Consider the following 24,646-nt stretch of genomic DNA (forward strand, 5'->3'; position numbering starts at 1 on the left):
GAGAACCCTCATGTTCATCGGCAAGACCGCCCTCGTCACCGGCTCCACGTCGGGCATCGGCCTCGGGATCGCCCGCTCGCTGGCCGCCCAGGGCGCCAACGTCGTGCTCAACGGCTTCGGCGACCCGCACGACATCGAGAAACTGCGCCTGACCCTGATCGAGCAGCACGATGTGCAGGTGCGCTACGACCCGGCCGACATGAGCCAGCCCGACCAGATCGACCGCATGATGGGCAAGGCGATTGCCGAGTTCGGCGCCATCGACCTGCTCGTCAACAACGCCGGCATCCAGCATGTGGCGCCGGTCGAAGAGTTTCCGATCGACAAGTGGTACGCCATCCTGGCGATCAACCTCAGTGCGGGCTTTCACACCACCCGCCTGGTCGTGCCGGCCATGAAGAAGAAGGGCTGGGGCCGCATCGTCAACGTGGCTTCGGCGCATGCGCTGGTGGCCAGCAAATACAAGTCGGCCTACGTGGCGGCCAAGCACGGCGTGGCTGGCTTCACCAAGACCGTGGCGCTGGAGTTGGCCGAGGCCGGCATCACGGTCAACGCGGTCTGCCCGGGCTATGTGCTGACACCGCTGGTCGAGCAGCAGATCCCCGACACCGCCCGCGCCCGCGGCATCAGCGAGCAGGCCGTCATCCGCGACGTGCTGCTGGCCGCCCAGCCCACCAAGCAATTCGTCACCGTCGAACAGGTCGCGGCGCTGACGTCCTTCCTCTGTTCCGACGACGCCGCCTCCATCACCGGCGCCGTGCTGCCCATCGAGGGCGGCTGGACGGCGCAGTGATTCTTTCCTCCCCTTCCCCCCAACGCTCCAGGAGCATCCCATGAAGACCATCCGCACCCGCACTTCCCGCTTCAGCCACCTCGTGGCCGCCGTTGCCGCCCTCGTCGCCAGCCTGGCAGGCGGCAGCGCGCACGCAGGCGATTGCCCCGCCGACAAGGTCATGGCCAACGCGCTGGCCGACGCCGCCACGGCCCCCATCGGCGTGACCGACACCGAGCTGGCGTCCATCGACCTGGCCAAGGAGAACGTGCACCTGGCCCAGCGCCGCCTGCGCATGCGCCACATGACCATTGCGCCCGGCGGCGTCGTGCCCTTCCACAGCCACGAGGACCGGCCCGCGCTGATCATGGTCAACAGCGGCGAGATCTACGAGAACTCCAGCAAATGCGCCGTGCCCATCCTGCACAAGGCCGGCGACATCTCGCGCGAGTTCCTCGGCACCAAGCACTGGTGGAAGAACAGCACCAACGCGCCCGTCGAGCTGACCATCGCCGACATCGTCAACGACGGCAAGCCCGCCACGATGAAGGAACACATGTAAGCCCGCGCCCCAGCCCGCCGACCCACGCCCACCTACCCAGCCGAGACCCACCATGGCCACCAAGAATGCTTCTCCCACATCGCGTCCGCAGGTCGTCCTGGTGCTCCAGGGCGGCGGTGCGCTGGGCGCCTACCAGGTCGGCGTCTACCAGGCGCTGCACGAAGCCGGCATCGAGCCGGACTGGGTCATCGGCACGTCCATCGGCGCCATCAACGCCGCGCTGATCGCCGGCAACCCACCGGAGCGGCGCATGGAGAGGCTCAACGACTTCTGGCGCCACGTCGAGCAGCAGAACCGCCTGGCCGGGCCGCTGGACTGGCTGGGTATGGGCAACCTGATGGCCAACATGACGACGGTGATGCGTGGCATCCCGGCCTTCTTCGAGCCCAACCTGGCGGCCCTGCGCGGCAGCCAGGCGCAGCTGGGCGTGGACAAGGCGTCCTACTACAGCACCGAGCCGCTGCGCGAGACACTGCGCGGCCTGGTCGACTTCGAGCAACTGCAACGCGGCGGCATGCGCCTCACTGTCGGCGCGGTGAATGTGCGCAGCGGCCAGATGCGCTACTTCGACTCGCGCGAAGAACCCGTCGGCCTGGAGCACGTCATGGCCTCAGGCGCATTGCCGCCGGCCTTCCCGGCCGTCGTCATCGACGGCGAGGCCTACTGGGATGGCGGCCTCTACTCCAACACGCCCATCGAGGCCGTGCTGGACGACAACCCGCGCCGCGACGCGCTGATCTTTGCCGTCAACGTCTGGCACCAGACGGCGCCACAGCCTGAGTCGATCTGGCAGGTGATGGGCCGCCAGAAGGACATCCAGTACGCCAGCCGGGCCGACAGCCACATCACCCGCCAGAAGCAGATCCACCGGCTGCGCCACATCATTCGCGAGCTCGGCGGCCTGCTGTCGCCCGCGCAGCAGCGCGCCGCCAAGGAGCTCACCGCCTGGGGCTGCGGCACCACCATGCACGTGGCTCACCTGCTGGCGCCGCGCATCGAGGGCGAAGACCACACCAAGGACATCGACTTCACGCCCGCCGGCGTCAAGGCGCGCCGCTCCGCAGGCCTGGTGGACGCCCGCCGCATGATCGAACGAGCGCCCTGGCAGGCGCCAGTGGACCCGATCGAGGGCGTCATCGAGCACGTGTTGGAAGAGGCGGCATGAACCCTTTGGCGTTCATCGGCGCCGCGGCCTGCGCGCTGCTGATGGGCGCGGCCATCCAGCGCGGCGCCACCTGTACCGTCGCCGCCGTGGGCGAACTCGTTGACCAGCGCAAGGCCAGCCGCCTGCGCAGCCTGCTGGAAGCCTCGCTGTGGGTGGCCGGCGGACTGCTGTTGTTGCGCCTGCTGCCTCTTCCCCACCCAATCCTGCCCGCGCCCTTTGCACTGACCGTTTGGACGCTGCTGGGCGCCGCTCTGCTGGGCCTGGGCGCCTTCGTCAACCAGGCCTGCGTCTTCGGCGCCATCGCGCGGCTGGGCAATGGCGAGTGGGCCTATCTGGCAACGCCGCTGGGCTTCTATGTCGGCTGCGCCAGCGTGGATGGCCTGTTCGCCGCGGCCCGGCCACAACCGCTGCCGGCTGGCTCCGCGCTGTGGGTGGCACCCGCCGCGCTGGGGCTGGTGTTTGCCGCCTTTGCGTTGTGGCGCGCCTTCATGCGCAGGCGCCAGCCGTGGTGGACGCCGCACACGGCCACCGTCTCCATCGGCCTGAGCTTTTTGGCACTGCTGCTGCTCGAAGGCGCCTGGGCCTACACCGACGCGCTGGCCGAGCTGGCCCATGGCATGACCATGCGCAGCGCCGCGCGCCTGACCCTGTTCGCCTGCCTGCTGGCCGGCGCCATCTTCGGCGGCTGGCACGCCGGGCTGTTGAAAACCCGCCCACCGAGCGCGGCCGGCCTGGCGCGTTGCCTGATCGGCGGCCTGCTGATGGGCTGGGGCAGCCTGCTGATCCCCGGTGGCAATGACGGCCTCATCCTGCTCGGCCTGCCTCTGCTGTGGCCCTACGCCTGGATGGCCTTCGCGACGATGTGCGCCGTCATCGCGCTGGCCCACCAATGGGCCGGCCGCTAAGTCACGCCAACACGCGCGCAGGGCTTCACCGCAACTCGGCCCAGGTCTTCAGCACCTGCGTCTCGTTGATGCCGTCGCCCTGGGTATCCAGTTCCAGGCGGGCCTGGGTCGAGCTGACCGGGGTGATGCGAAGCGTCGAGTTGTCGCTGCCCTTGATCACCCACTGGCCGCTGCTCGGGTAGGCGTCGTTGCCCGTGGCCACGAGGGGCAGGCGCGTCGTGATCAGCACCTGCTTGTCGCCAAAGCGGCTGCTGGCCAGGCCGCCGGCGTAACTGAAGCTGCTTTTCTGGCCGCCGCCCAGCGGTTCGACGCGCAGGGTCAGCTGGGCGTCGATCAGCGTGGTCGAGAACGCCTGGCCGCTCAAGCGACCACTGAGGACGAGACGAGGCGTGGACAGGCTCAGTTCGCTGACGCCGGCAGGCGTCTGGCTCAACGTGAGATTGAGCGTGCCGTCGCCCTGCACGGTGTCCGTGCCGCGGGTGGCGCTGAAGGCGGTCAGCGTCATCGCCAGCGTCGCGCTGTAGCTGTTGCTGTCGAAGACGCCGGTCAATACCTGCAGCCCCAAGCCGATGCGCCCCTGCATGACGGAGCCATCTTCCTTGCAGGCCTGGGCGTCGAGGGTGATGGCATCGCCGACGTCGACGTTGCCGTTGTTGTTGGCATCGCTGATGTTCAACACAACATTGCCGCCCTGGCTGCAGCTGATGGTCTGGCGCAGCTCGATGCCCATCGGCAGCGCAGGCTGAACGCGCGCCTCAAGCACCGTGCGGCGCGCGACGACGATCGCGCGGCGCAACAGGCCTGCCTCGCCGCCGACCTGGGTACCGGTCAGCGTGCCTCCGGTGTTGCCGAGGTAGAAGGCGCTGGACACCGTCGCCTGGCCGATGGCCTCGTAGTTGCTCGCGCTGACTGCCAGCAGCGACGAGTCGGGCGGCGCCGGCAGGTTGGGCACGCCGGCGGTGCCGCCGCCGCCACCGCAGGCGGCGAGGCCGAGCATGCCGGCCAGCACGGGAGCAGACAGGAGGATGCGATGTGTCGACATTTGTTGGAACTCCCTGGATAACGTCGCGACCGCCCGCAATGCGGTCGCGCCAGGGTTTTACATCAGGCGGGCAGCAGACCCCTATCCTTCAACATGGGCTCCACGACCGGGTCACGGCCGCGGAAGGCGCGGAAAGCCTCGCCCGGCTCGCGGCTGTTGCCAGTCGAATAGATGCACTCGCGCAGCCGCGCAGCGACCGCCGCATCGAACACATTGCCGGCCTCGACGAAGGCGTCGAAGGCGTCGCAGTCCAGCACCTCCGCCCACAGGTAGACGTAGTAGCCCGCCGCATAGCCAGCGCTGCTGAACAAGTGCTGGAAGTGCGTCAATCGGTGATTGAGGCCGACCTCGCTGGGCAGCTGCCACTTTTCGAGCGTTTCGCGCTCGAATGCAACCACGTCATCAGGTGCTGCCGGCAGCGCGTGCGCGGCCATGTCGACGAGGGCGCTGGCCGTGTAGCGCAGCGTCTCGTAGCCCTGGCCGAACTGGCGCGCGGCCTGCAGCTTGGCCAGCAGCGCATCGGGCAGCGGCTCGTCGGTCTGCCAGTGACGGGCGAAGGTCTTCAGCACCTGGGGCTCGGCCATCCAGTGCTCGTAGAGCTGGGAGGGCAGCTCGACAAAGTCGCGCAGCACCTGAGTGCCCGCCAGGCGCTCATGCTCGACGCTGGACAGCAGGCCGTGCAGGCCGTGGCCAAATTCGTGGAAGAGCGTGCGCACATCGTCGAAGCTCAGCAGCGTGGGCTCGCCAGCGGCGCCGCGGGCGAAGTTGTTGTTGTTCAGGATGACCGGCGTCGCACCCAGCGCGCGGCTCTGGTTGCGCATCGCGTTCATCCAGGCGCCGCTGCGCTTGGTCGGGCGGGCGAAGTTGTCCTGCAGGAAAAGGCCGCGCAGACTGCCGTCGGCGTTGAAGACCTCATAGGCGCGCACGTCGGCGTGGTAGCCGGCGAGGTCGGGCCGGGCCTTGAATTGCAGGCCGAAGAGCCGGCTGGCGCAGTCGAACATCGCCGCCACCATGCGCTCCAGCGAGAAGTAGGGCTTGACCTCGGCCTCGTCCAGCTCGAAGCGGGCGCGCCTGGCCTGCTCGGCGTAGAAGCGCCAATCCCAGGGCTCAAGTTCATGTGTGGCACCGGCCGCGGCCATGGCACCGAGTACCGCCTCGCGCTCGCGGGCCTGAGCGGCCAGCGCCGGGTGCCAGACGCGCTCCAGCAGGCCCATGACGGCGCCCTGGCTGCGTGCCATGGTGTCTTCCAGCGCATAGTCGGCGTAGCAGGCATGGCCGTGCAGCTTCGCCTGCTCGGCGCGCAGCTCAAGGATCTCGCGGCAGATCTCTCGGTTGTCCGTGTCACCGGTGTCGTCGCCGCGGCCAACCCAGGCACGCCAGGCCTGCTCACGCAGGTCGCGCCGCGCGCTGAAGGACAGGAAGGGCACGATCAACGAGCGCGACAGCGTGATGACGTGGACACCCTCTTGAAGGCCACGGTCGACGGCAGCCTGGCGGGCGGCGGCACGCACGAAGCCGGGCAGGCCGGCGAGCTCCTCCTCGGTCGTCAACCGCAGTTGGTAGCCGCTCTCTGCGGCCAGCACGTTCTGCGCAAAGCGCGTGTTCAGCTCAGCCAGGCGGGCCATCACTGCGGCGTAGCGGGTACGCGCCTCGGGCGCCAGGCGGGCTCCGGCACGCAGGAAGTCCAGATGCACGCGCTCCAGCAGCCGGCGCTGCTCGGGCGTCAGCCCCAGGCGCTCGCGCTGTTCGAACAAGGCGTCGACCCGGGCAAACAAGCCCTGATGCATGTAGATGGCGCTGCCATGTTCGGCCAGCGGCGCGGCTAGGGCGCGCTGCACGGCCTGCAGCTCGGGCGAGGTGGCCGAGGCAGCCAGGGTGTAGAAGAGGTGTTCGAGCCGGGTGAGCTGGCGGCCGCCGGCGTCGAAGGCGGCCACGGTGTTGGCAAAGTCCGGCGCCGCGGCCTGCGCCGCGATGGCGTCGATCTCGGCGCGGTGGGCAGCCAGCGCGGCGTCGAAGGCAGGTTGGAAATGCGCCGGGGTGATGTCGGCGAAGGGCGGCAGGCCGTGTGGGCCGGCCCAGTCGTGCAGCAGCGGGTTGCTCATGCAAAGTCCTTCAGAAAACAAAAAGGGCCGCTTCCTGCCGGAGGCGGCCCGCTTGCAAGGGTCAGTGAACGGCGCGGATCACTTGCCCGCGGCCGCCTTTTCCTTGCGGATGGCCTTCTCGTCGTTCTCGTCGTAGGCCTTGTTCTGGCACTCGGCCTTCCACTTGTCGTTGCCGTCGAAGTGCTTCTCGGTGCGCTCTTCGAGCGCCTTGAACTGGGCATCCAACGCGTCCACCTTGTCAGAGAAGCCCTTGCGCTTGATGCCTTGCTCGGCATCCGCGGCCTTGACGGCCTCGACCGCCGTGCCGAAAGCTGTGGTGCGCGCCGTATAGGCGTCGTTGCGAGCCTTCAGTTCGGCCTTCTCGAGCTTGGGGGCCTCGGCCGTCAGCGCCTCGTGCGCCTTCAGGATGGCTTCCTTCTCGGCCTTCACGTCGGCGATCTGCTTGCCCAGCACGGCCTCGGCGGCCTCAAGGGTGGCCTTCTCCGACTTGAGTTTGTCGGCATTGGCCTTGTAGGAAGCCTGCTCGGCCTTGATGGCCTCGGCTTCCTTGCTGTTGTTGTCCTGCTGGGTGATGCAGGCGCGCAATTCGTCGCGCGACATCAGTTTGGCCTTGGGCTTCTCGACAACCGGGTTGCTGACCTTGTTGTTCTTCGGGTCGACCTTGGCCTTGGAATTGGTGGTGACTTGTGCCTGGGCGGAGACAGCGAGACCCAAGGCCAACGTAAGAAGAATGCGTTTCATGAAGAGGGCGCAACCGGGTTGCGAAGGTTCAAAGCGGGAGGCGGAATGATGCCACGAGGCTTCGCCGCGATAATCCTCGGCTGCTCTTCGTTACAGGGGCCCCGGCCCCTTCCCCATGGCGCTCAAAGCCACCATCCACAAAGCCCAGCTGCAGATCGCCGACATGGACCGCCATGTCTACGGCGACCACGCCCTCACGATCGCCCGCCACCCGAGCGAGACCGACGAGCGCATGATGATCCGCGTGCTGGCCTATGCACTGAATGTGCCGGCCGACGATCTCAACGGCCGGCTCGAATTCACCAAGGGCCTGTCCGACGTGGACGAACCCGATCTCTGGCAACCCGACCTGACGGGCGAGCTGCAGCACTGGATCGACCTCGGCCAGCCCGACGAACGCCGTCTGATGAAGGCCCATGGCCGCGCCCGCCGCGTCAGCGTCTACAGCTTCGCATCCAGCACGCCGGTGTGGTGGAGCGGCATCGAAAACAAGCTGACGCGCGCGCCACGCCTGGCCGTATGGCAGATTCCCGCCGAGCAGTCCCAGGCCCTGGCAGCCCTGGCCGAACGCAGCATGCAGCTGCAGATCAGCATCCAGGACGGCAGCGTCTACGTGTCGACCGCCAGCGCATCGGTGGAGGTCCACCCGGTTGCCCTGAAGGCACCCACCGAATGACACCCCGGCACGAACCCGGCCACCAGCGCTTCACGCTGCCGACCACGCCCCTCAGCGTGCTCGACTACGAGCTGAGCGCTGGCCGCGTCGTGTTCACCCACACCGGCGTGCCGCCGGCCTATCGTGGCCAAGGTCTCGCCGCCAAGTTGGTTGAGGCCGGCCTGCAATGGGCCCGCGCAGAAGGCCTCAAGGTCGTGCCCGCCTGCAGCTACGTCCAGCTCTACATCCAGCGCCACCCCGAGTGGCAGAACCTCGTCTAAGAGACCCTCACCATGTCCACGATCCTGCAATCCGTTCCCGTTGGCCAGAAGGTCGGCATCGCTTTCTCCGGTGGCCTCGACACCTCCGCAGCCCTGCATTGGATGAAGCTCAAGGGCGCCCTGCCCTACGCTTACACGGCCAACCTCGGCCAGCCCGACGAGCCGGACTACGACGAAATCCCCCGCAAGGCCATGCTGTACGGCGCCGAGAAGGCCGTTCTTGTCGACTGCCGCGCCCAGTTGGTCGCCGAAGGCATTGCCGCGCTGCAGGCCGGTGCCTTTCACATCAGCACCGCCGGCGTGACCTACTTCAACACGACGCCCATCGGCCGCGCCGTGACCGGCACCATGCTGGTGGCGGCCATGCAGGCCGACGGCGTCAACATCTGGGGTGACGGCTCGACCTACAAGGGCAACGACATCGAGCGCTTCTACCGCTACGGCCTGCTGACCAACCCGGCGCTGAAGATCTACAAGCCCTGGCTGGACCAGACCTTCATCGATGAACTGGGCGGCCGCGCCGAGATGTCGGCCTTCATGACCGAGAAGGGCTTCGCCTACAAGATGAGCGCGGAGAAGGCCTATTCGACCGACTCCAACATGCTGGGCGCCACGCACGAGGCCAAGGACCTGGAGCATCTGAACAGCGGCATCAAGATCGTCAATCCCATCATGGGCGTGGCGTTCTGGCGCGATGACGTCGTCGTCAAGGCCGAAGCCGTGTCGGTACGCTTCGAGGAAGGCGTGCCCGTGGCGCTGAACGGCGTCGAGTACCGCGATCCGGTGGCCCTGCTGGCCGAGGCCAACGTCATCGGCGGCCGCCATGGCCTGGGCATGAGCGACCAGATCGAGAACCGCATCATCGAGGCCAAGAGCCGCGGCATCTACGAGGCTCCGGGCCTGGCGCTGCTGCACATCGCCTACGAGCGTCTCGTCACCGGCATCCACAACGAAGACACCATCGAGCAGTACCGCGACAACGGCCGCAAGCTCGGCCGCCTGCTCTATCAGGGCCGCTGGTTCGACCCGCAGGCCATCATGCTGCGCGAGGCCGCCCAGCGCTGGATCGCCCGCGCCGTCACCGGCGAGGTGGCCATTGAGCTGCGCCGCGGCAACGACTATTCGCTGCTGGACACCCAGAGCCCCAACCTGACCTATGCGCCCGAGCGCCTGAGCATGGAAAAGGTCGAAGGCGCCTTCAGCCCCGCCGACCGCATCGGCCAGCTGACGATGCGCAATCTCGACATCAGCGACACGCGCGGCAAGCTGGGCATCTATACCGGTGTCGGCCTGCTGGCCGGCGGTGGCCTGCCCAAGCTCGAGTGATTTCCCGCTGAGGGCTGGCGAGGCCCTGGTGAATACTGTATAAATCAACAGTATTCGCTTTTGAGGAGCCCGCCATGCACAGCCAGTACCGCCAGAACTACGTCCCCGGCCGCCCGCTGCCTCTGTGGTTGCAGAAGCTGCTGAGCTGGCTTTGACAAGCCTTCAGAACGCCTCGGCCACCCGCAGGAAGCTCGCAAAGCGCGGCTTGCCACTCGGCGTCAGGTCGCGATAGCGATAGGTGACAGTCGAGCCGATGGGCGGCGGGTCGCGGCGTTGGGCGTCGCTGAAGCCGGTGCCCAGCTTGAAGCGCTGGCCCTCGGGTGTCTGCAACTCCAGTGCTCCCAGCTGACCCGCCAGCCGTCCCTTGCCCGGCTCATGGCCGACAACAACGGCTTCAGCATCCGCCAGTGGCTTGAGCTTGAGCAGCAGATCGCTGCGGCCCGAGGCCAGCGGCGCGTTGGCCCGGTGCAGCATCAGGCCCTCGCCACCGGCGTCGACCACCTGCTTGAGCCTGGCCCGAAGTTCGGCGTTGGAGTTGAGGCGCTGCTGCTGCACCGGCATGACGACGCCGCCGGCCATCGTCGCGAGCTTGGCCGCGCGCCGTTCGAAATCTCCGTCGCCCGCTGGCAGCTCGAAGACGCGATAGCTGACGAGCCGCCATTCGGCGTCCACCGGCTCGGTGCGCCGTACGGCCGCCGATAGCGCATCAAAGCTGCGCCGCCCCATCCACAGTTCACCGTCGAGCGGCTGCCTGGGAAGTTCGGCCAGGAACCAGGCCGGCGCAGCGACGGTGCGACCGCTGCGGAACTTCAAAGCCTGCCCATCCCACAACGCCCGCACGCCATCGAACTTCTCGCTGACGAGATAGGGCCGCGGGTCGATGCCGGCCGGCGCATTGCGCGCTAGCAGCGGCTCCAGCGCCCAAGCTGGAAGCCCGGCAGCCCCCAGCAGGCCCAAGAGTGCACGCCGGGTTAGCCTCATAGGACGACCGGCTCCGGCTCCAGCCGGATGCCAAAGCGCCCGTAGACGCTCTCCTGGATGGCCCGTGCCAGCGTCACGACTTCCGCGCCGCGCGCGTCCGCCTTGTTGACCAGCACCAAGGCTTGTTTTTCGTAAACCGCCGCTCCGCCCACTGTCTTCCCCTTCCAGCCGCAGGCGTCGATCATCCACCCGGCGGCCAGCTTCACGCTTCCGTCGGGCATGGGATAGTGAACGATGCCGGGGTCGCGGCCAATGATGTCGCGGCACTGCTCGGCCGTGACGACCGGGTTCTTGAAGAAGCTGCCGGCATTGCCGATGACGGCAGGGTCGGGCAGCTTGGCGCGGCGCACGGCGCAGATCCAGTCGTAGATCTGGCGCGCATCCGGCGCGGTGATGCCGGTCTCGGCCATCTTGCGTTCAATTTCGAGGTAACCGAGCACCGGCTGCCAGGGCCGGGGCAGGCGAAAGCGCACACGGGTGATGACGCTCTTGCCCGCCAGACCGCCGAAGTCGCTGTGCTTGAACACGCTGTCGCGGTAGCCGAAGCGGCAGACCTCCGCCGGCAGCAGGGCCGGCCGCCCGGTGATGAGATCCATGACCTCGACGGCCTCCAGCCGGTCCTTGACCTCGATACCGTAGGCGCCGATGTTCTGCACCGGTGCGGCCCCCACCGTGCCGGGGATCAGCGCCATGTTCTCCAGGCCTGGGTAGCCGTGGTCCAGCGTCCAGGTGACCAGCTCATGCCAGACGACGCCGGCACCTGCCTCGACGATCCAGGCGTCGTCGCGCGCTTCCAACAGCCGGATGCCGGTAATTTCCACCTTCAGCACGACGGCATCGACATCCTTGGTCAAGACGAGGTTGCTGCCGCCGCCCAGCACGAACTTGGGCGCACGGCCCAGTTCGGGGTGATCGACGACGCGGCGGACGTCGGCCGCCTCGCGGATGCGCACCAGGCGCTTCGCCACGGCCGGCAGGCCGAAGGTGTTGTAGGGCTTGAGATTGACGTCCGCCTCGATATGGAGGGGGAGCGGCACTCCGTTCGAGGGGGTCTGTAACTGCGTGGACATGGGACAATTTTTGGATGGTTTGCGCGGCGCGCAAACAGCAAAATTTTCGCCGATTCATCTACCGACCTCCCAAATGCCCAGCTTCGACACTGTTCTCGAGCCCGATCACGTCAAGATCCGCAATGGCGTGGACAACGCCATCAAGGAAATCGGCACCCGTTTTGACTTCAAGGGCACGGGCGCCAAGGTCGAGCTCAAGGACAAGGAAATCCACGCCACGGGCGACAGCGAGTTCCAGCTGGAGCAGATCGAGGCTGTGTTGTACGGCAAGCTGACCAAGCAGGACGTGGTGATCAGCTTCCTCGACAAGGCCGAGAAGATCGAAAAGCTCGGTGGCGACAAGGTGCGCCAGGTCTACAAGATCAAGGAAGGCATCGAGGCAGCGCTGGCCAAGAAGATCGTGAACTCGCTGAAGGAAAGCAAGCTCAAGGTCCAGGCCAGCATCCAGGGTGATGCCGTGCGCGTGACCGGCAAGAACCGCGACGACCTGCAGACCGGCATCGCCCACCTGAAGAAGAACTTCAGCGACACGCCGCTCACCTACAACAATTTCCGCGATTGAGCATGCGCCGCTTTACGGGGCTCATTGCGCCCCTTCTCCTGTTGCTGGCCACGAGCCGCGCCCCGGCGCAGCCGCTGCCACCCCCGCCATCGCAGGTCCAACTCAACGGCATGCTGGGATCACGCGCGGCCCTGTTGGTCATCGACGGTGAGCCGCGCACTGTCGAGGTCGGCGCCATGGTCAAGGGCGTCCGGTTGATCTCACTGGAGGATGGTCGCGCCGTCGTGGAATACGGCGGTCGGCGCCAGGCTCTCGCCCTCGGCGCCGCACCGGGCCGAGTGCTTGCGCAGAATGCCGCGCCGCCGCGCCAGATCGTGCTGCCCGTAGGCCCCGGCGGACATTTCACGACGCTGGGCATGATCAACGGCCAGGTCACGAGCTTCCTCGTCGACACCGGGGCGACCAGCATCTCCATCGGCCAGATCGAGGCCGAAAAGCTGGGCCTGCGCTATATGTACGGCAGGCGCATCGTCACCCAGACGGCCAATGGCGTCGTGCCGGCCTATCAGCTCCAGTTGGCGAGCGTGCGCATCGGCAGCGTCGAGGTTCGCGACGTCGAGGCCATCGTCATCCCCGGCCTGATGAGCCATGTGCTGCTTGGCAACAGCTTTCTGAACCGCTTCCAGATGCGGCGCGAGAACGACGTCATGACTTTGGAGCTGCAGCACTGATAGCAGCGGGCGGCTTCTGCAAGAATCCGGCGCCCCTCCCTAGCCGGTCCGCCTCGATGCCCCTTCAACCCGCCTTGCTGTCTGGCCTGCTGGCCGCCCTGTTGATTGCCGGCGCCCCCGCCGCGCTCGCCCAGGACGCCGCCAAGGCCTCGCGCTTCTACGAAGACGCTCTGCAGCGGTATGAAAAGCGGGACATTCCCGGCGCCATCGTGCAGCTGAAGAACGCGCTGCAGGCCGACAAGAGCCAGCTCTCGGTCCACGTGCTGCTGGGCAAGGCCTTGCTGGCCGACAGCCAGCCGGCGGCGGCCGAATTCGAGCTGGGCGAGGCCATCCGCATGGGCGTCAACCGCGCCGAGGTTGCCGTCGCCCTGGTCATGGCGCTGAATGCCCAGGGCAAGCAGTCCCAGGCGCTGGAGGACCCACGCATTCAGCCCGCCGGCCTGCCATCCGGCATCCAACAGCAGCTCATGCTGGAGCGCGCTCTGGCTCAGTCCGATATGGGCGATACCAAGGCCGCACTGGCAAGCGTGCTGGATGCACGTGCGCTGAACACCAGCGACGTGAACAGCTGGATCGCCGAAGTCCCGCTGCGGGTGCGCGGGCGCCAGTTCAACGAGGCCCATGCCGCGGCCGACCAGGCACTCAAGCTCTCACCCGACAACGCCGAGGCTCTCTATCAAAAGGCATCCGTCTTCCATGCCAACGGCCAGGTCGCCCCGGCGCTGGCCGGCTATGAGCGTGCCCTCAAGGCCCAGCCCAAGCATGCCGAATCCCACCTGGGCCGCGCCGGCCTGCTGATCGACCTGAACCGCGACGCCGAGGCGCTGGCCGAGGTCAACGAGCTCCAGACCATCAAGCCCAACGATCCGCGCGGCGCCTATCTGCGTGCTGTGCTGGCCGAGCGCGCCAACGACGCGCCCACTTCACGGGCCGCGTTGAAACGGATCACCGACCTGCTGGACCCCGTCCCCATCGAGTACATCCGCTACCGCACCCAGTTGCTGATGCTCAACGGCCTGGCGCACTACAGCCTGGGCGAGCTGGAAAAGTCCAAGCCCTTCCTGGAACTGGCCTCCCGCCAGCAACCCGGCAGCCCTCTCGTCAAGCTGCTGGCCCAGGTCGCATTGAAGGAACCCAACGTCAACCGCGCCGTCGAATTGCTGGACGCCTACGTGAAGGCCCGGCCGGGCGACGGCCAGGCATTGCTGATGCTGGCTTCCGCCCACATGAGCCAGGGGCGGCACTCGCGCGCCGTCGCGCTGATGCAGGACGCGATCAAGGCCAAGGATTCGCCGGAGTACCGCACGGCTTTGGGCCTGTCCCTGCTGCAAAGCGGGAAGGCGACACCCGCAGCCGACGAACTTGCCAAGGCCTACAAGAGCGACCCCAAGCAGACCTATGCCGGGCTGGCGCTGGTCACCCTGTATCTGCGCGAAGGCCAGGCCCCCAAGGCCCTGGCCGTGGCCGATACCCTGGCGCGCGCCAACCCGAACAATGCAACCGTCCTCATGGTCCAGGCCTATGCCAAGACCCAGGCGGGCGACTATCCCGGCGGACGCTCCGGCTATGAGAAGGCGCTCAAGCTCGATCCGCAGCTGATGGAGGCCCGCCTGGGCCTGGTTCGCATCGACACCGTGACTGGCAATTTCGAAGCCGCCAACAAGCGGCTGCGGGAAGTTCTGAAAAATGACGAGCGCAATACCAATGTGCTGTTCGAACTGGCCCTGCTGAACGAACTGTGGGGCAAGGACGACGAGGCACTCAAATGGCTGGAAAGTGCCGCAGAGGCCAGCAGCGCCCGCGAAACGCGCGCCAATTTCGCCCTCGTCGCCTGGCACCTGCGCAAAGGCCAGCCGGCCCGCGCGGTCGACGCGGCCAAGTTCTTGCTGGCCAAGCTGCCCGAGGATGTCGAAGCCCTGCAGGCCTATGCCAGCGCCCAGGCTGCCAACGGCGACGCGGCCGGGGCCAAGACCACATTGACCAATGCCGCCCGCCGCGCCGCCTTCGATGCACCGCGCCTGCTGGAAGTCGCGCGCCAGCAAGTCGGCATCAAGGACTACGCCGGCGCTGCCTACAGCCTTGACAAGGCTCTGAGCGGCAACCCCGACTATCTGCCGGCCCAGGCCATGCTCGCCAGCATCGAGCTGACGCAGGGCGATGCGGCGAAGTCGGAGCAGCGCGCCAAACAGGTCATCCAGGCAGCGCCCAAGTCGGCGCTCGGCTACAACCTGCTTGCCGAAGTCGCCACCTACCGGGGCCAGGCCACGGCCGCCATCGACGCGCTGCGCAAGGCCCATGACATCGAGAAATCCCAGGCCAGCCTGGTGCGTTTGATGCGCGCCGTCGGCAACCAGAGTGGTCCCAAGGCCGCCGTCGAGCTGGGAGACGCCTGGCTCAAGCGCAGCCCCAGCGACCTCGCGGTGCGCAACGCCGTCGCTGTGCAGCACTTGCACGCGCGCGACTTCGCCGCTGCGCGCAAGCAGTACGAAGCCATCCTGAAGCAGCGTCCCAACCATGCCGAAACGCTGAACAACCTCGCCAACGTGCTGATGGAGTCGAAAGACCCCGGCGCCTTGGAGATGGCCGAGCGCGCCTACAAGGTCGACATCCGCAACCCCATGTTGATGGACACCGCCGGTTGGGCCAACCACCTCGCCGGGAAACCCGATCGCGCGTTGCAATTGCTGCGCGACGCCCGCCTGCGCGCGCCCGACAACCCCGACATTCGCTACCACCTTGCCGCGGTGCTCGCCAAGGCGGGGCGCAGCGGTGAAGCGCGCGAGGAACTCCGCGCCGCTTTGCGCACCGTGAGTTTTGCCTCGGCCGAGGACGCCAAGAAATTGCTGGCCACCCTCAACTGAGGGGGCGAAAGGCCTTATTTGGCTGTCGGTTGTTCTTACAATTTCCAACAGTCACCACCCTGATCAAATTGGCAAGACATTGAAAGTCAAGGAGTTTTCTGGTTTGGCATCAAGCTTGCTAGAAACCTCTCGAATGCGAATAAAAGCTGGTGACAGCCCAAAAGGAAAACCGATGAAAGCCCAAAAGTCCCGCTGGATTGCCCTGAGCGCCCTCGTCGCCGGCTTGAGCCTGGCTTCGAGCGCCCAAGCCTACTGGGGCCTGGACACCACGCCCACCACCACGGTCGGCGATAGCGGCAACGCCGCCTACACGGTTCAGATGTCGGGCTTCTACGCCTCCAACGACGTCAACAACAAGGTCAATGGCAACTGGACCAGCAGCGCGCTGACCCAGTTCGCGGGCAACGGCCAGGGCATGTACACCGGCACCGACAACGGCTCGCCCTATCACGCATTGGACAATAACCAGAATACCGAGGCGGTGCTGTTGAGCTTCAGCGCTTCGACCGTGCTGAGCAGCGTCGGCCTTGGCTTCACGTCCAACGTCGAGATCAGCTGCAAGAACACCACCACGCAGGCGATGACGTACCAGAACGGCGGCACCTGCGGTGCAGGTACCACGCAAGTCGGCACCGGCCTGGTTGATGTGTCCGTGTTCCGCTGGACCGGTGCCGCAGCGCCCACGCTGACTGGCGCTGCAGCCGGCACGATGGCTGGCTGGGAACTGGTTGGCAACTATGGCGACATGGTTCAGGACACCAGCAATCCCTACAACTCGGTCAACGGCGCCGGCAAGACGTCCAGCTGGTGGCTGATTAGCGCCTACAACTCCGGTTTTGCTCAGACGGCCGGTGGCGCCAACAGCATCGCGACCGAAAACCGCGCCACGCTGACCAATGGCGACGATTTCTTCAAGCTCTACGCCGTGGCCGGCACCAAGTGCACGCAAGCCGTCGATTCCAAGGGCGTCTGCGGTGGCACCAACCTCAAGCTGCCCGAGCCCGCCTCGCTGGCCCTGACCAGCGTCGCTCTGGTCGGTGTCGCCGGCCTGCGTCGCCGCAAGGCAAAGCTCGCCGCCTGATCCGAGTCATCTCGACTGAAAGCCGCCTCCGGGCGGCTTTCTGCTTTCTGGAAACCAGCTCGCTGTTCTGTCCCAGGCCGGACAGCCAGGATGCGAACGACCGTGCTAAAAGCCGGGTATTCCCATCACGACAATACGGCGAGACATGGACCTCAACTTCACCGATGCGGAGCTGGCCTTCCGCGCCGAGGTGCGCGACTGGGTGCGCGCCAACCTGCCGGCCGATATCGCCCACAAGGTACGCAACGCGCTGCGCTTGAACAAGGACGATCTGCAGCGCTGGGCCAAGATCCTCGGCGCCAAGGGCTGGCATGGCTGGGCCTGGCCCAAGCAGTTCGGCGGCCCAGGATGGAACGCCGTGCAGCGCCATCTGTTCGAAGAGGAATGTGCGCTGGCCTGCGCGCCGCGCATCGTGCCCTTCGGCCCGGTCATGGTCGCGCCGGTCATCATGGCCTTTGGCACGCCGGAGCAGCAGCAGCGCTTCCTGCCCGGCATCATGAGCGGCGAGGTCTGGTGGAGCCAGGGCTATAGCGAACCCGGTTCGGGCTCTGACTTGGCTTCGTTGAAGTGCCGCGCCGAGCGCCAGGGCGACAAGTTCATCGTCAACGGCCAAAAGACCTGGACGACGCTGGGCCAGTACGGCGACTGGATCTTCTGCCTGGTGCGCACATCGACCGAAGGCAAGCCGCAGACCGGCATCTCATTCCTGTTGATCGACATGAAGACGCCCGGCGTCAGCGTCAAGCCCATCATCATGCTCGACGGCGAGCACGAGGTGAACGAGGTCTGGTTCGACAACGTCGAGGTGCCCGCCGAGAACCTGATCGGCGAGGAAAACAAGGGCTGGACCTATGCCAAGCACCTGCTCTCCCACGAGCGCACCAACATCGCCGACGTGAACCGCGCCAAGCGCGAACTCGAGCGGCTCAAGCGCATCGCCAAGGCCGAAGGCCTCATGGACGACCAGCGCTTCCGCGACCAGATCGCGCTGTGCGAAGTCGACGTCGTCGCGTTGGAGATGATGGTGCTGCGCGTGCTTTCGGGCGAGCGCACCGGCAAGCAGCCGCTGGACGTCGCGGGCCTGCTCAAGATCCGCGGCAGCGAACTGCAGCAGCGCTACACCGAGCTGATGATGCTGGCCGGTGGCCCGCTGGCCCTGCCCTATGTGCACGAGGCCATGGAGGCCGGCTGGCAAGGTGACCAGTGGCTGGGCGGTGCCTGGATCGGCGGCGCCACGCACGCCATCCCGCTGACCGGCAACTACCTGAACGTCCGCAAGACGACGATCTACGGCGGCTCGAACGAAGTGCAACGCAACATCGTCGCGCAGACGGTGCTTGGCTGAGCGGGAGACAGGACAAATGGATTTCGATTTCAGTGAAGACCAGGAAGCCCTGCGCGACGCGGTGCGCCGCTTTGTCGACAAGGACTACGCCTTCGAGCGCCGAACAAAGATCGAGCGCGCTGGCGGTTTCGACCGCGCCGCCTGGGACGGCCTGGCGGGCCTGGGCCTGACCGCGCTGGCAGTGCCTGAGGCACACGGCGGCATGGGCTTCGGCGCCGTCGAGGCGATGGTGGTCATGGAAGAGCTCGGTCGCGGCCTCGTCATGGAGCCGGTGGCGCAGGGCGCGCTGATCGCACCGGCGCTGCTCGGACGCGCGCCCGATGAACTGCAGGCCGCCTGGCTGCCACGCATCGCCGGTGGCGAGGCCCTCGTCGTGCTCGCGCACCAGGAAGCCAAATCGCGCTACCGCCTGAATCAGGTAGCCACGCGCGCCGTCGACGGCAAGCTGACCGGCGTGAAGAGCCTGGTGCCGGCTGGCGACGTCGCCGACGCCTTCATCGTGCCGGCCCGCGTGTCCGGCACCGACGACGCCCCGCACGGTGTTGCCCTCTACCTCGTTGAGCGCTCGGCGGCTGGCGTGCACACGCGGCCCTATTCGCTCTATGACGGCTCGCGCGCGGCCGAGGTCCACTTCGACAACACGCCCGCCCAGCTCATCGCCGGTCCCGACCAAGGCCTGGCCCTGCTGGAACTGGCCGCCGACATCGGCATTGCCGCGCAGGCTGCCGAGGCCATCGGCGTCATGGAGAAGTACCTCGCGCTGACCGTCGAGTACATGAACACGCGCAAGCAGTTCGGCGTCGTGATCTCCAGCTTCCAGGCGCTCAAGCACCGTATCGCCGACGTGAAGATGCAGCTCGAACTGGCCCGCTCGATGAGCTACTACGCCACACTGCGCCTGGGCGACACGCCCGCCGTGCGCCGCCGCGCGCTGTCGCAGGCCAAGGTGCAGCTTGGCAACTCGATGCGCTTCGTTGGCCAGCAGTGCACCCAGCTGCACGGCGGCATCGGCGTCACCGACGAGTACGCCGGCAGCCACTACTTCAAGCGCCTGACCGTCATGGAGATGCAATGGGGCGACACCATGCATCACCTGGGTCAGGTCAGCCAGAGCATGTTGGATACTGCGGGCGTGTTTGCCTGAGCGTGAAGGAGCCAAGGTCTCACCACGCTTTCATTCGGGAGACCTTGCCATGATCGCTGCTCGCTGTATTGCCCTTTCCCTGGTCGCGCTGGCGACTTCCGCCTCGGCCCAGATGATGAAGCCGGGCCTGTGGGAGATGAAACAAACCACCCAGGTCGACCCCGAGCGCAAGGCGCAGATGGAAAAGGCCCAGAAGGCCATGGAGAGCATGCCCCCGGCTCAGAAGCAGATGATGCAGGAGATGATGGCCAAGCGCGGCGTCAGCATGGATTTCGCGGGTGGTGCGGTCACTGTCAAGAGCTGCCTCACCGAGGAGCAGGTCAAGCGCGACCTCACGCCCTCTCATCCGGCCGGCAACTGCACCCACGATGTCCGCCGCAGCGGCAATGTCATCCACAGCCATTTCGTCTGCACCGACCCGGCCACCGAGGGTGAGGGCACGACCACCTTGCAAGGCAACACCGCCTTCACCAGCGACGTCAAGCTGACCCGCCAGCGCGACGGCAAGACCGTGACCACGGCCGTCAGCGGCGAAGGCCATTGGATCAGCGCCGACTGCGGCAACATCCAGCCCATTCAGGCTCGGCCCAAAGCCACGCCGTGAAGCAGCGGCTCTCACAGATCCTCTTCAGCCAGGGCTTCGGAACGCGGCGCCTGTGCGCAGGGCTGGTATGGAACGGCGAGGTGTCGGTCAACGGCGAAGTCGTCGACGACCCGGAGGCCGAGTTCGAGACTCAAGGCATGCGCTTCACGGTCGGTGGCCTGGAGTGGCCCTGCTACGACAAGGCACTGATCCTGCTGAACAAGCCGGCCGGCTACGAATGCTCGCAAAAGCCCAAGCACCACCCCAGCGTGCTCAGCCTGCTGCCAGCGCCGCTGCGCGAGCGCGGCGTGCAGCCCATCGGTCGGCTCGATGAAGACACGACCGGCCTGCTGCTGCTGACCGACGACGGCACCTTGATCCACAAGCTGACCTCGCCCAAGCACCATGTGCCCAAGGTCTACGAAGCGCGCTGCAAGCATCCGCTGACGGCGACCATGGTCGAGCAGTTGCTGGCCGGCGTCGAGCTGAAGGAGCCAGAGAGCAAGCTTCCGGCCAAGTTCCAGCGACCGCCCGAGATCAGCAAGGCCGAAGGCGCCGAGATCGCCGACGAGACGCTGCTGCGGCTGACCCTTGTCGAAGGGAAATACCACCAGGTCAAGCGCATGGTCGCGGCCGTCGGCAACCGCGTCGAGGCCCTGCACCGGCCGCAGTTCGGCGCGCTGACGCTGCCGGCCGACCTGGCGCCCGGCCAATGGCGCTGGGTGGCGAGCCCTGCGGAGGTCTGGGGCCAATGACGCAGCGGGGACAATGAGCCCATGCGAGTTTTCAGAGGCTTCCACCACCCCGGCATCGCACCTGCCTGCGCACTGACCATCGGCAACTTCGACGGCGTGCACCGTGGGCACCAGGCCATGCTGGCACTGCTGCAGTCCGAGGCCCGCCACCGCGGGCTGCCGACCTGCGTGCTGAGCTTCGAGCCGCATCCGCGCGACTTCTTCGCCGCCAAGGCCCACAAGCCCGAACTCGCGCCCGCCCGCATCGCCAATCTGCGCGACAAGCTCGTGGAGCTGGAGCGCTGCGGTGTCGACCAGGTCGTCATCCTGCGCTTCGACGAGGCCCTGGCCTCACTGCCGGCGCCGGACTTCATCCGCCAGGTGCTTGTCGACGGCCTGGGCGCTCGCTATGTGCTGGTCGGTGACGACTTCCGCTTTGGTGCCAAGCGCCAGGGCGACTATGCGACGCTGGATGCCGCCGGCCAGGCGCGCGGCTTCGACGTGGCCCGCATGATGAGCTACGAGGTGCACGGCCTGCGCGTCAGCAGCTCGGCCGTGCGCGAGGCGCTGGCCGCGGGCGACATGGCGGCCGCCGCGGCGCTGCTGGGTCGGCCCTATGCCATCTCGGGCCACATCACGCACGGGCGCAAGCTGGGCCGCCAACTGGGCGAGAGCGCCCCCGGCGCGGCCGACGGCTTTCGCACCTTGAACCTGCGCTTCGACCATGACAAGCCGGCCGCCCAGGGCATCTTCGCGGTGCTGGTGCATGGCCTGACGCCCGAGCCGCTGCCGGGCGTCGCCAGCCTGGGCCGGCGGCCCACCGTCGAAGATGCCGGCCGCGTGCTGCTGGAGGTGCATTGCCTGCGGTGGCCCCTCGGCCCCGAGGGGGGCTACGGTAAACTCGCCCGCGTGGAACTGCTGCACAAACTTCGCGACGAAGCCAGGTACGACGGGCTTGAAGCGCTCACGGCTGCCATCGCAGCCGACACGGCGGCGGCGCGCGCCTTCCTGGCCACCCACGCCGCCCAGCGACGCCAGACCACGCGCGACCGAATTTGAAGCGGCTCCCCGCCGCTCTTCGCTCCGCCCTCCCCGCTTCTTGATCGCCAGGCACGCCGCCTGGCCGCATGCCATGACCACCCCGGACTACCGCTCCACGCTCAACCTGCCCGACACGCCCTTCCCGATGCGCGGCGACCTGCCCAAGCGCGAACCGGGCTGGGTCAAGGCCTGGGACGAGCAAGGCCTGTACAAGCGCCTGCGCGACGCCCGCTGCGGCGCGCCGAAGTTCGTGCTGCACGACGGCCCGCCTTATGCCAATGGCCAGATCCACATCGGCCACGCGGCCAACAAGATCCTCAAGGACATGATCGTCAAGGCGCGCCAGCTGGCGGGCTTCGACGCGGCTTACATCCCAGGCTGGGACTGCCACGGCCTGCCGATCGAGAACCAGATCGAGAAGACCTTCGGTCGCGGCTTGCCGCGCGACGAGGTGCAGGCCAAGAGCCGCGCCTACGCCACCGAGCAGATCGACGGCCAGCGCACGGACTTCAAGCGCCTGGGCGTGCTGGGCGAATGGGACAACCCGTACAAGACGATGAACTACGCCAACGAGGCCGGCGAGATCCGCGTGCTGAAGCGGATGTTCGAGCGCGGTTTCGTCTACCGCGGCTTGAAGCCTGTGTACTGGTGCTTCGACTGCGGCTCGTCCCTGGCCGAGTTCGAGATCGAGTACGCGGACAAGCAGTCGCCGGCCGTCGATGTGGCCTTCCTGTCGGCCGAGCCCGAGAAGCTGGCCGCCGCGTTTGGCGTGGCGCCGCTGACGAAGGACGCCTTCACCGTCATCTGGACGACCACGCCCTGGACCATCCCCGCCAACCAGGCGCTCAACCTGAACCCCGAGCTGCCCTACGCGCTGGTCGACACGGCCAAGGGCTACTTCGTCGTCGCAGAGGCGCTGGTGGAGAAGTGCCTGGCGCGCTGGCAGCTCGAAGGCAGCGTCGTCGCCGTGGTGCCAGGCCGCAAGCTGGAGCTGCAGAAGTTCAAGCATCCGCTGGCCCACGTCGACCCCGGCTATGACCGCGAAAGCCCGGTCTACCTGGCCGACTACGCGACTGCCGAAGACGGCACCGGCGTCGTCCACTCCGCACCCGCCTATGGCCTGGACGACTTCCAGTCCTGCGTCGCCCACGGACTGGCCTTCGACGACATCCTCAACCCCGTGCAGGGCAACGGCGCCTACGCCGCCGACCTGCCGCTGTTCGGCGGCCAGCACATCTGGAAGGCCAACCCCGTCATCGCCCAGGCGCTGCAGGACGCCGGCCGCCTGATGGCGCAAAGCAAGCTGACCCACAGCTACCCACACTGCTGGCGGCACAAGACGCCGGTCATCTACCGTGCGGCGGCGCAGTGGTTCGTGCGCATGGATGAGGGCGACGGCTTGTTCACGACGAACAAGGCGCCCGACAGCCTGCGCAAGACCGCGCTGGCCGCTATCGAAGCCACCAGCTTCTACCCCGAGAACGGCCGCGCCCGCCTGCACGACATGATCGCCGGCCGTCCCGACTGGTGCATCTCCCGCCAGCGCAGCTGGGGCGTGCCGCTGCCTATCTTCCTGCACAAGGACACGGGCGAGGCGCATCCGAAGACGCTGGAGTTCATCGAGCGCGCGGCCCAGCTGGTGGAGCAGAACGGCATCGAGGCCTGGTCCAAGCTCGACGCCGTCGAGTGGCTGGGTGCTGAGGCGGCCCAGTACACCAAGGGCAACGACATCCTCGACGTCTGGTTTGACTCCGGCTCCACCTTCGAGCATGTGCTCAAGGGCAGCCACCAGGGAGCGGGCCACGACAGCGGCCCCGAGGCCGACCTTTATCTCGAAGGCCACGACCAGCACCGCGGCTGGTTCCATTCGTCGCTGCTGATCGCCTGCGCCCTCTATGGCCGCGCGCCCTACCGGGGGCTGCTGACGCACGGCTTCGTCGTTGACGGCCAGGGCCGCAAGATGAGCAAGTCCATGGGCAACGTCGTCGCGCCGCAAGCCGTGTCGGACAAGTTCGGCGCCGAGATCCTGCGCCTGTGGACGGCCGCAACCGACTACTCGGGCGACCTCGGCCTGGACGAAAAGATCCTGGCCCGCGTCGTCGACAGCTACCGCCGCATCCGCAACACGCTGCGCTTCCTGCTCGCCAACGTCAGCGACTTCGACCCGGCAACGGACACGGTCGCACCCGGCGATCTGCTGGAAGTCGACCGCTACGCGCTGGCTCGTGCCGCCGAATTGCAGGCCGACATCCTGAGCCACTTCGAGCGCTACGAGTTCCACCCGGTGGTGTCGAAACTCCAGGTCTACTGCTCCGAGGACCTCGGCGCCTTCTACCTGGACGTGCTGAAGGACCGCCTCTACACGACCGCGCCCAAGAGCCTGGCCCGCCGATCCGCACAGACGGCGCTGTGGCAGATCACGCACGCCATGCTGCGCTGGATGGCGCCTTTCCTCAGCTTCACGGCCGAGGAGGCTTGGACGATCTTCGGCAAGGGCGAGAGCATCTTCACGGAGACCTATTGGGACTTCGGCAAGACGGATTTAGCGCTGCTGGCCAAATGGCATCGCATCCACGAGATCCGCGATGAGGTCAACAAGGCCATCGAGGCGGTGCGCACGACGGGTGCTGTCGGCGCCTCGCTGCAGGCCGAACTGGTGCTCAAGGTAAACGAGCAGGACCAGATGCTGTTGGCCAGCCTGGGTGACGACCTGCGCTTCGTCTTCATCACGTCGGCCGTGCGCTTGGCATCAGCAGGCGAACTGGGCGTCGTCGTCACGCCCAGCGCCCATGCCAAGTGTGAGCGCTGCTGGCACTACCGCGCCGACGTCGGCAGCATTGCGGCTCACCCGACGCTCTGCGGGCGCTGCGACAGCAACCTCTACGGCGCGGGCGAGACCCGCACCGTCGCGTAAGCACGCGCTGGTTTTTGACGCGGACCGACGCCGGGCCGTCCCAAGTCGGCCCGCAGGCGATGTGCATGCGGCTCAATGCCGCATGCATCGCCGTCCCCTCGGGGGCTG

General features: G+C 67.0%; 22 protein-coding genes. 17 read left to right on the plus strand and 5 right to left on the minus strand.

Translation table 11 applies throughout. The features are described 5' to 3' along the window. The first annotated feature begins 10 nt into the window (after nt 1–10). From AC1DW0_RS10895 to AC1DW0_RS10910, 4 genes are read left to right on the plus strand one after another with little or no spacing between them, the layout of a single operon-like run. Nucleotides 11–793 (plus strand): 3-hydroxybutyrate dehydrogenase, encoded by a 783-nt coding sequence (locus tag AC1DW0_RS10895; RefSeq protein ID WP_056202015.1) that lies wholly within the window; start codon nt 11–13, stop codon nt 791–793. Nucleotides 794–833: 40 nt separating this feature from the next. Beyond that, nucleotides 834–1,334: a cupin domain-containing protein gene (locus AC1DW0_RS10900; RefSeq protein WP_157281940.1), complete on the plus strand. Its 501-nt coding sequence runs from the start codon at nt 834–836 to the stop codon at nt 1,332–1,334. Between the two features lie 52 nt (nt 1,335–1,386). Continuing rightward, entirely contained in the window at nt 1,387–2,499 is a 1,113-nt protein-coding gene (locus AC1DW0_RS10905; RefSeq protein WP_056202011.1) for a patatin-like phospholipase family protein, read from the plus strand. Beyond that, nucleotides 2,496–3,404, plus strand: coding sequence for a YeeE/YedE thiosulfate transporter family protein (locus AC1DW0_RS10910; RefSeq protein ID WP_056202008.1), 909 nt, complete (start codon nt 2,496–2,498; stop codon nt 3,402–3,404). The genes AC1DW0_RS10905 and AC1DW0_RS10910 overlap by 4 nt, the downstream gene beginning before the upstream one ends. Nucleotides 3,405–3,429: 25 nt before the next feature. On the opposite strand, the gene AC1DW0_RS10915 is transcribed toward AC1DW0_RS10910, so the two are convergent. The 3 genes from AC1DW0_RS10915 to AC1DW0_RS10925 all read right to left on the minus strand — a co-directional run bounded on the left by AC1DW0_RS10915 (nt 3,430) and on the right by AC1DW0_RS10925 (nt 7,289). Continuing rightward, nucleotides 3,430–4,446: a hypothetical protein gene (locus AC1DW0_RS10915; RefSeq protein WP_056202006.1), complete on the minus strand. Its 1,017-nt coding sequence runs from the start codon at nt 4,444–4,446 to the stop codon at nt 3,430–3,432. 62 nt (nt 4,447–4,508) lie between these two features. Next, complete coding sequence (locus tag AC1DW0_RS10920; RefSeq protein WP_457352843.1) at nt 4,509–6,548, minus strand: M3 family metallopeptidase; 2,040 nt, start codon at nt 6,546–6,548, stop codon at nt 4,509–4,511. Nucleotides 6,549–6,626: 78 nt separating this feature from the next. After that, entirely contained in the window at nt 6,627–7,289 is a 663-nt protein-coding gene (locus AC1DW0_RS10925) for a hypothetical protein (protein WP_157281937.1), read from the minus strand. Between the two features lie 115 nt (nt 7,290–7,404). Here AC1DW0_RS10925 and AC1DW0_RS10930 point away from each other — a divergent pair, with 115 nt between their 5' ends. The 3 genes from AC1DW0_RS10930 to argG are packed head-to-tail and all read left to right on the plus strand — an operon-like array spanning nt 7,405 to nt 9,551. Then, on the plus strand, nt 7,405–7,965 hold the full coding sequence (locus AC1DW0_RS10930) for a YaeQ family protein (RefSeq protein ID WP_056201997.1): 561 nt from the start codon (nt 7,405–7,407) through the stop codon (nt 7,963–7,965). Then, a complete protein-coding gene (locus AC1DW0_RS10935; RefSeq protein WP_056201994.1) occupies nt 7,962–8,225 on the plus strand; it encodes a GNAT family N-acetyltransferase in 264 nt (87 codons plus the stop codon). The genes AC1DW0_RS10930 and AC1DW0_RS10935 overlap by 4 nt, the downstream gene beginning before the upstream one ends. Nucleotides 8,226–8,237: 12 nt before the next feature. Further along, entirely contained in the window at nt 8,238–9,551 is a 1,314-nt protein-coding gene (argG, locus tag AC1DW0_RS10940; RefSeq protein ID WP_457352845.1) for an argininosuccinate synthase, read from the plus strand. Between the two features lie 162 nt (nt 9,552–9,713). Here argG and AC1DW0_RS10945 read toward each other — a convergent pair whose 3' ends face one another. Then, nucleotides 9,714–10,532 (minus strand): DNA ligase, encoded by an 819-nt coding sequence (locus AC1DW0_RS10945; protein ID WP_457390132.1) that lies wholly within the window; start codon nt 10,530–10,532, stop codon nt 9,714–9,716. Continuing rightward, a complete protein-coding gene (gene murB / locus AC1DW0_RS10950) occupies nt 10,529–11,602 on the minus strand; it encodes a UDP-N-acetylmuramate dehydrogenase (protein WP_056201985.1) in 1,074 nt (357 codons plus the stop codon). The genes AC1DW0_RS10945 and murB overlap by 4 nt, the downstream gene beginning before the upstream one ends. 73 nt (nt 11,603–11,675) lie before the next feature. On the opposite strand from murB, the gene AC1DW0_RS10955 reads away from it, so the two are divergent. From AC1DW0_RS10955 to ileS, 10 genes are all read left to right on the plus strand, one after another. Beyond that, a complete protein-coding gene (locus AC1DW0_RS10955) occupies nt 11,676–12,164 on the plus strand; it encodes a YajQ family cyclic di-GMP-binding protein (protein WP_056201983.1) in 489 nt (162 codons plus the stop codon). Between the two features lie 110 nt (nt 12,165–12,274). Next, nucleotides 12,275–12,835 (plus strand): retropepsin-like aspartic protease family protein, encoded by a 561-nt coding sequence (locus AC1DW0_RS10960; protein WP_457325664.1) that lies wholly within the window; start codon nt 12,275–12,277, stop codon nt 12,833–12,835. A 56-nt stretch (nt 12,836–12,891) separates the two neighbouring features. Next, on the plus strand, nt 12,892–15,696 hold the full coding sequence (gene prsT, locus AC1DW0_RS10965) for an XrtA/PEP-CTERM system TPR-repeat protein PrsT (protein WP_082532908.1): 2,805 nt from the start codon (nt 12,892–12,894) through the stop codon (nt 15,694–15,696). Nucleotides 15,697–15,868: 172 nt separating this feature from the next. Next, nucleotides 15,869–16,777: a PEP-CTERM sorting domain-containing protein gene (locus AC1DW0_RS10970; RefSeq protein ID WP_056201975.1), complete on the plus strand. Its 909-nt coding sequence runs from the start codon at nt 15,869–15,871 to the stop codon at nt 16,775–16,777. Nucleotides 16,778–16,922: 145 nt separating this feature from the next. Continuing rightward, nucleotides 16,923–18,122: an acyl-CoA dehydrogenase family protein gene (locus tag AC1DW0_RS10975; RefSeq protein WP_457352850.1), complete on the plus strand. Its 1,200-nt coding sequence runs from the start codon at nt 16,923–16,925 to the stop codon at nt 18,120–18,122. A gap of 16 nt (nt 18,123–18,138) precedes the next feature. Further along, nucleotides 18,139–19,266, plus strand: a complete 1,128-nt coding sequence (locus AC1DW0_RS10980) for an acyl-CoA dehydrogenase family protein (protein WP_457352852.1) — start codon at nt 18,139–18,141, stop codon at nt 19,264–19,266. A gap of 49 nt (nt 19,267–19,315) precedes the next feature. Next, the gene (locus AC1DW0_RS10985) at nt 19,316–19,870 is read left to right on the plus strand and encodes a DUF3617 domain-containing protein (protein WP_056201967.1); all 555 of its coding nucleotides are present in this window, start codon (nt 19,316–19,318) and stop codon (nt 19,868–19,870) included. Continuing rightward, nucleotides 19,867–20,604 carry a 16S rRNA pseudouridine(516) synthase gene (locus AC1DW0_RS10990; RefSeq protein WP_457352854.1) on the plus strand — a complete coding sequence of 246 codons (738 nt, stop codon included), beginning with the start codon at nt 19,867–19,869 and terminating at the stop codon, nt 20,602–20,604. The genes AC1DW0_RS10985 and AC1DW0_RS10990 overlap by 4 nt, the downstream gene beginning before the upstream one ends. A gap of 21 nt (nt 20,605–20,625) precedes the next feature. Then, nucleotides 20,626–21,642, plus strand: a complete 1,017-nt coding sequence (locus AC1DW0_RS10995; RefSeq protein WP_056201961.1) for a bifunctional riboflavin kinase/FAD synthetase — start codon at nt 20,626–20,628, stop codon at nt 21,640–21,642. A gap of 73 nt (nt 21,643–21,715) precedes the next feature. Next, the gene (ileS, locus tag AC1DW0_RS11000; protein WP_056202503.1) at nt 21,716–24,538 is read left to right on the plus strand and encodes an isoleucine--tRNA ligase; all 2,823 of its coding nucleotides are present in this window, start codon (nt 21,716–21,718) and stop codon (nt 24,536–24,538) included. Nucleotides 24,539–24,646 lie beyond the last annotated feature (108 nt).

The organism is Roseateles sp. P4_D2 (assembly GCF_056401875.1).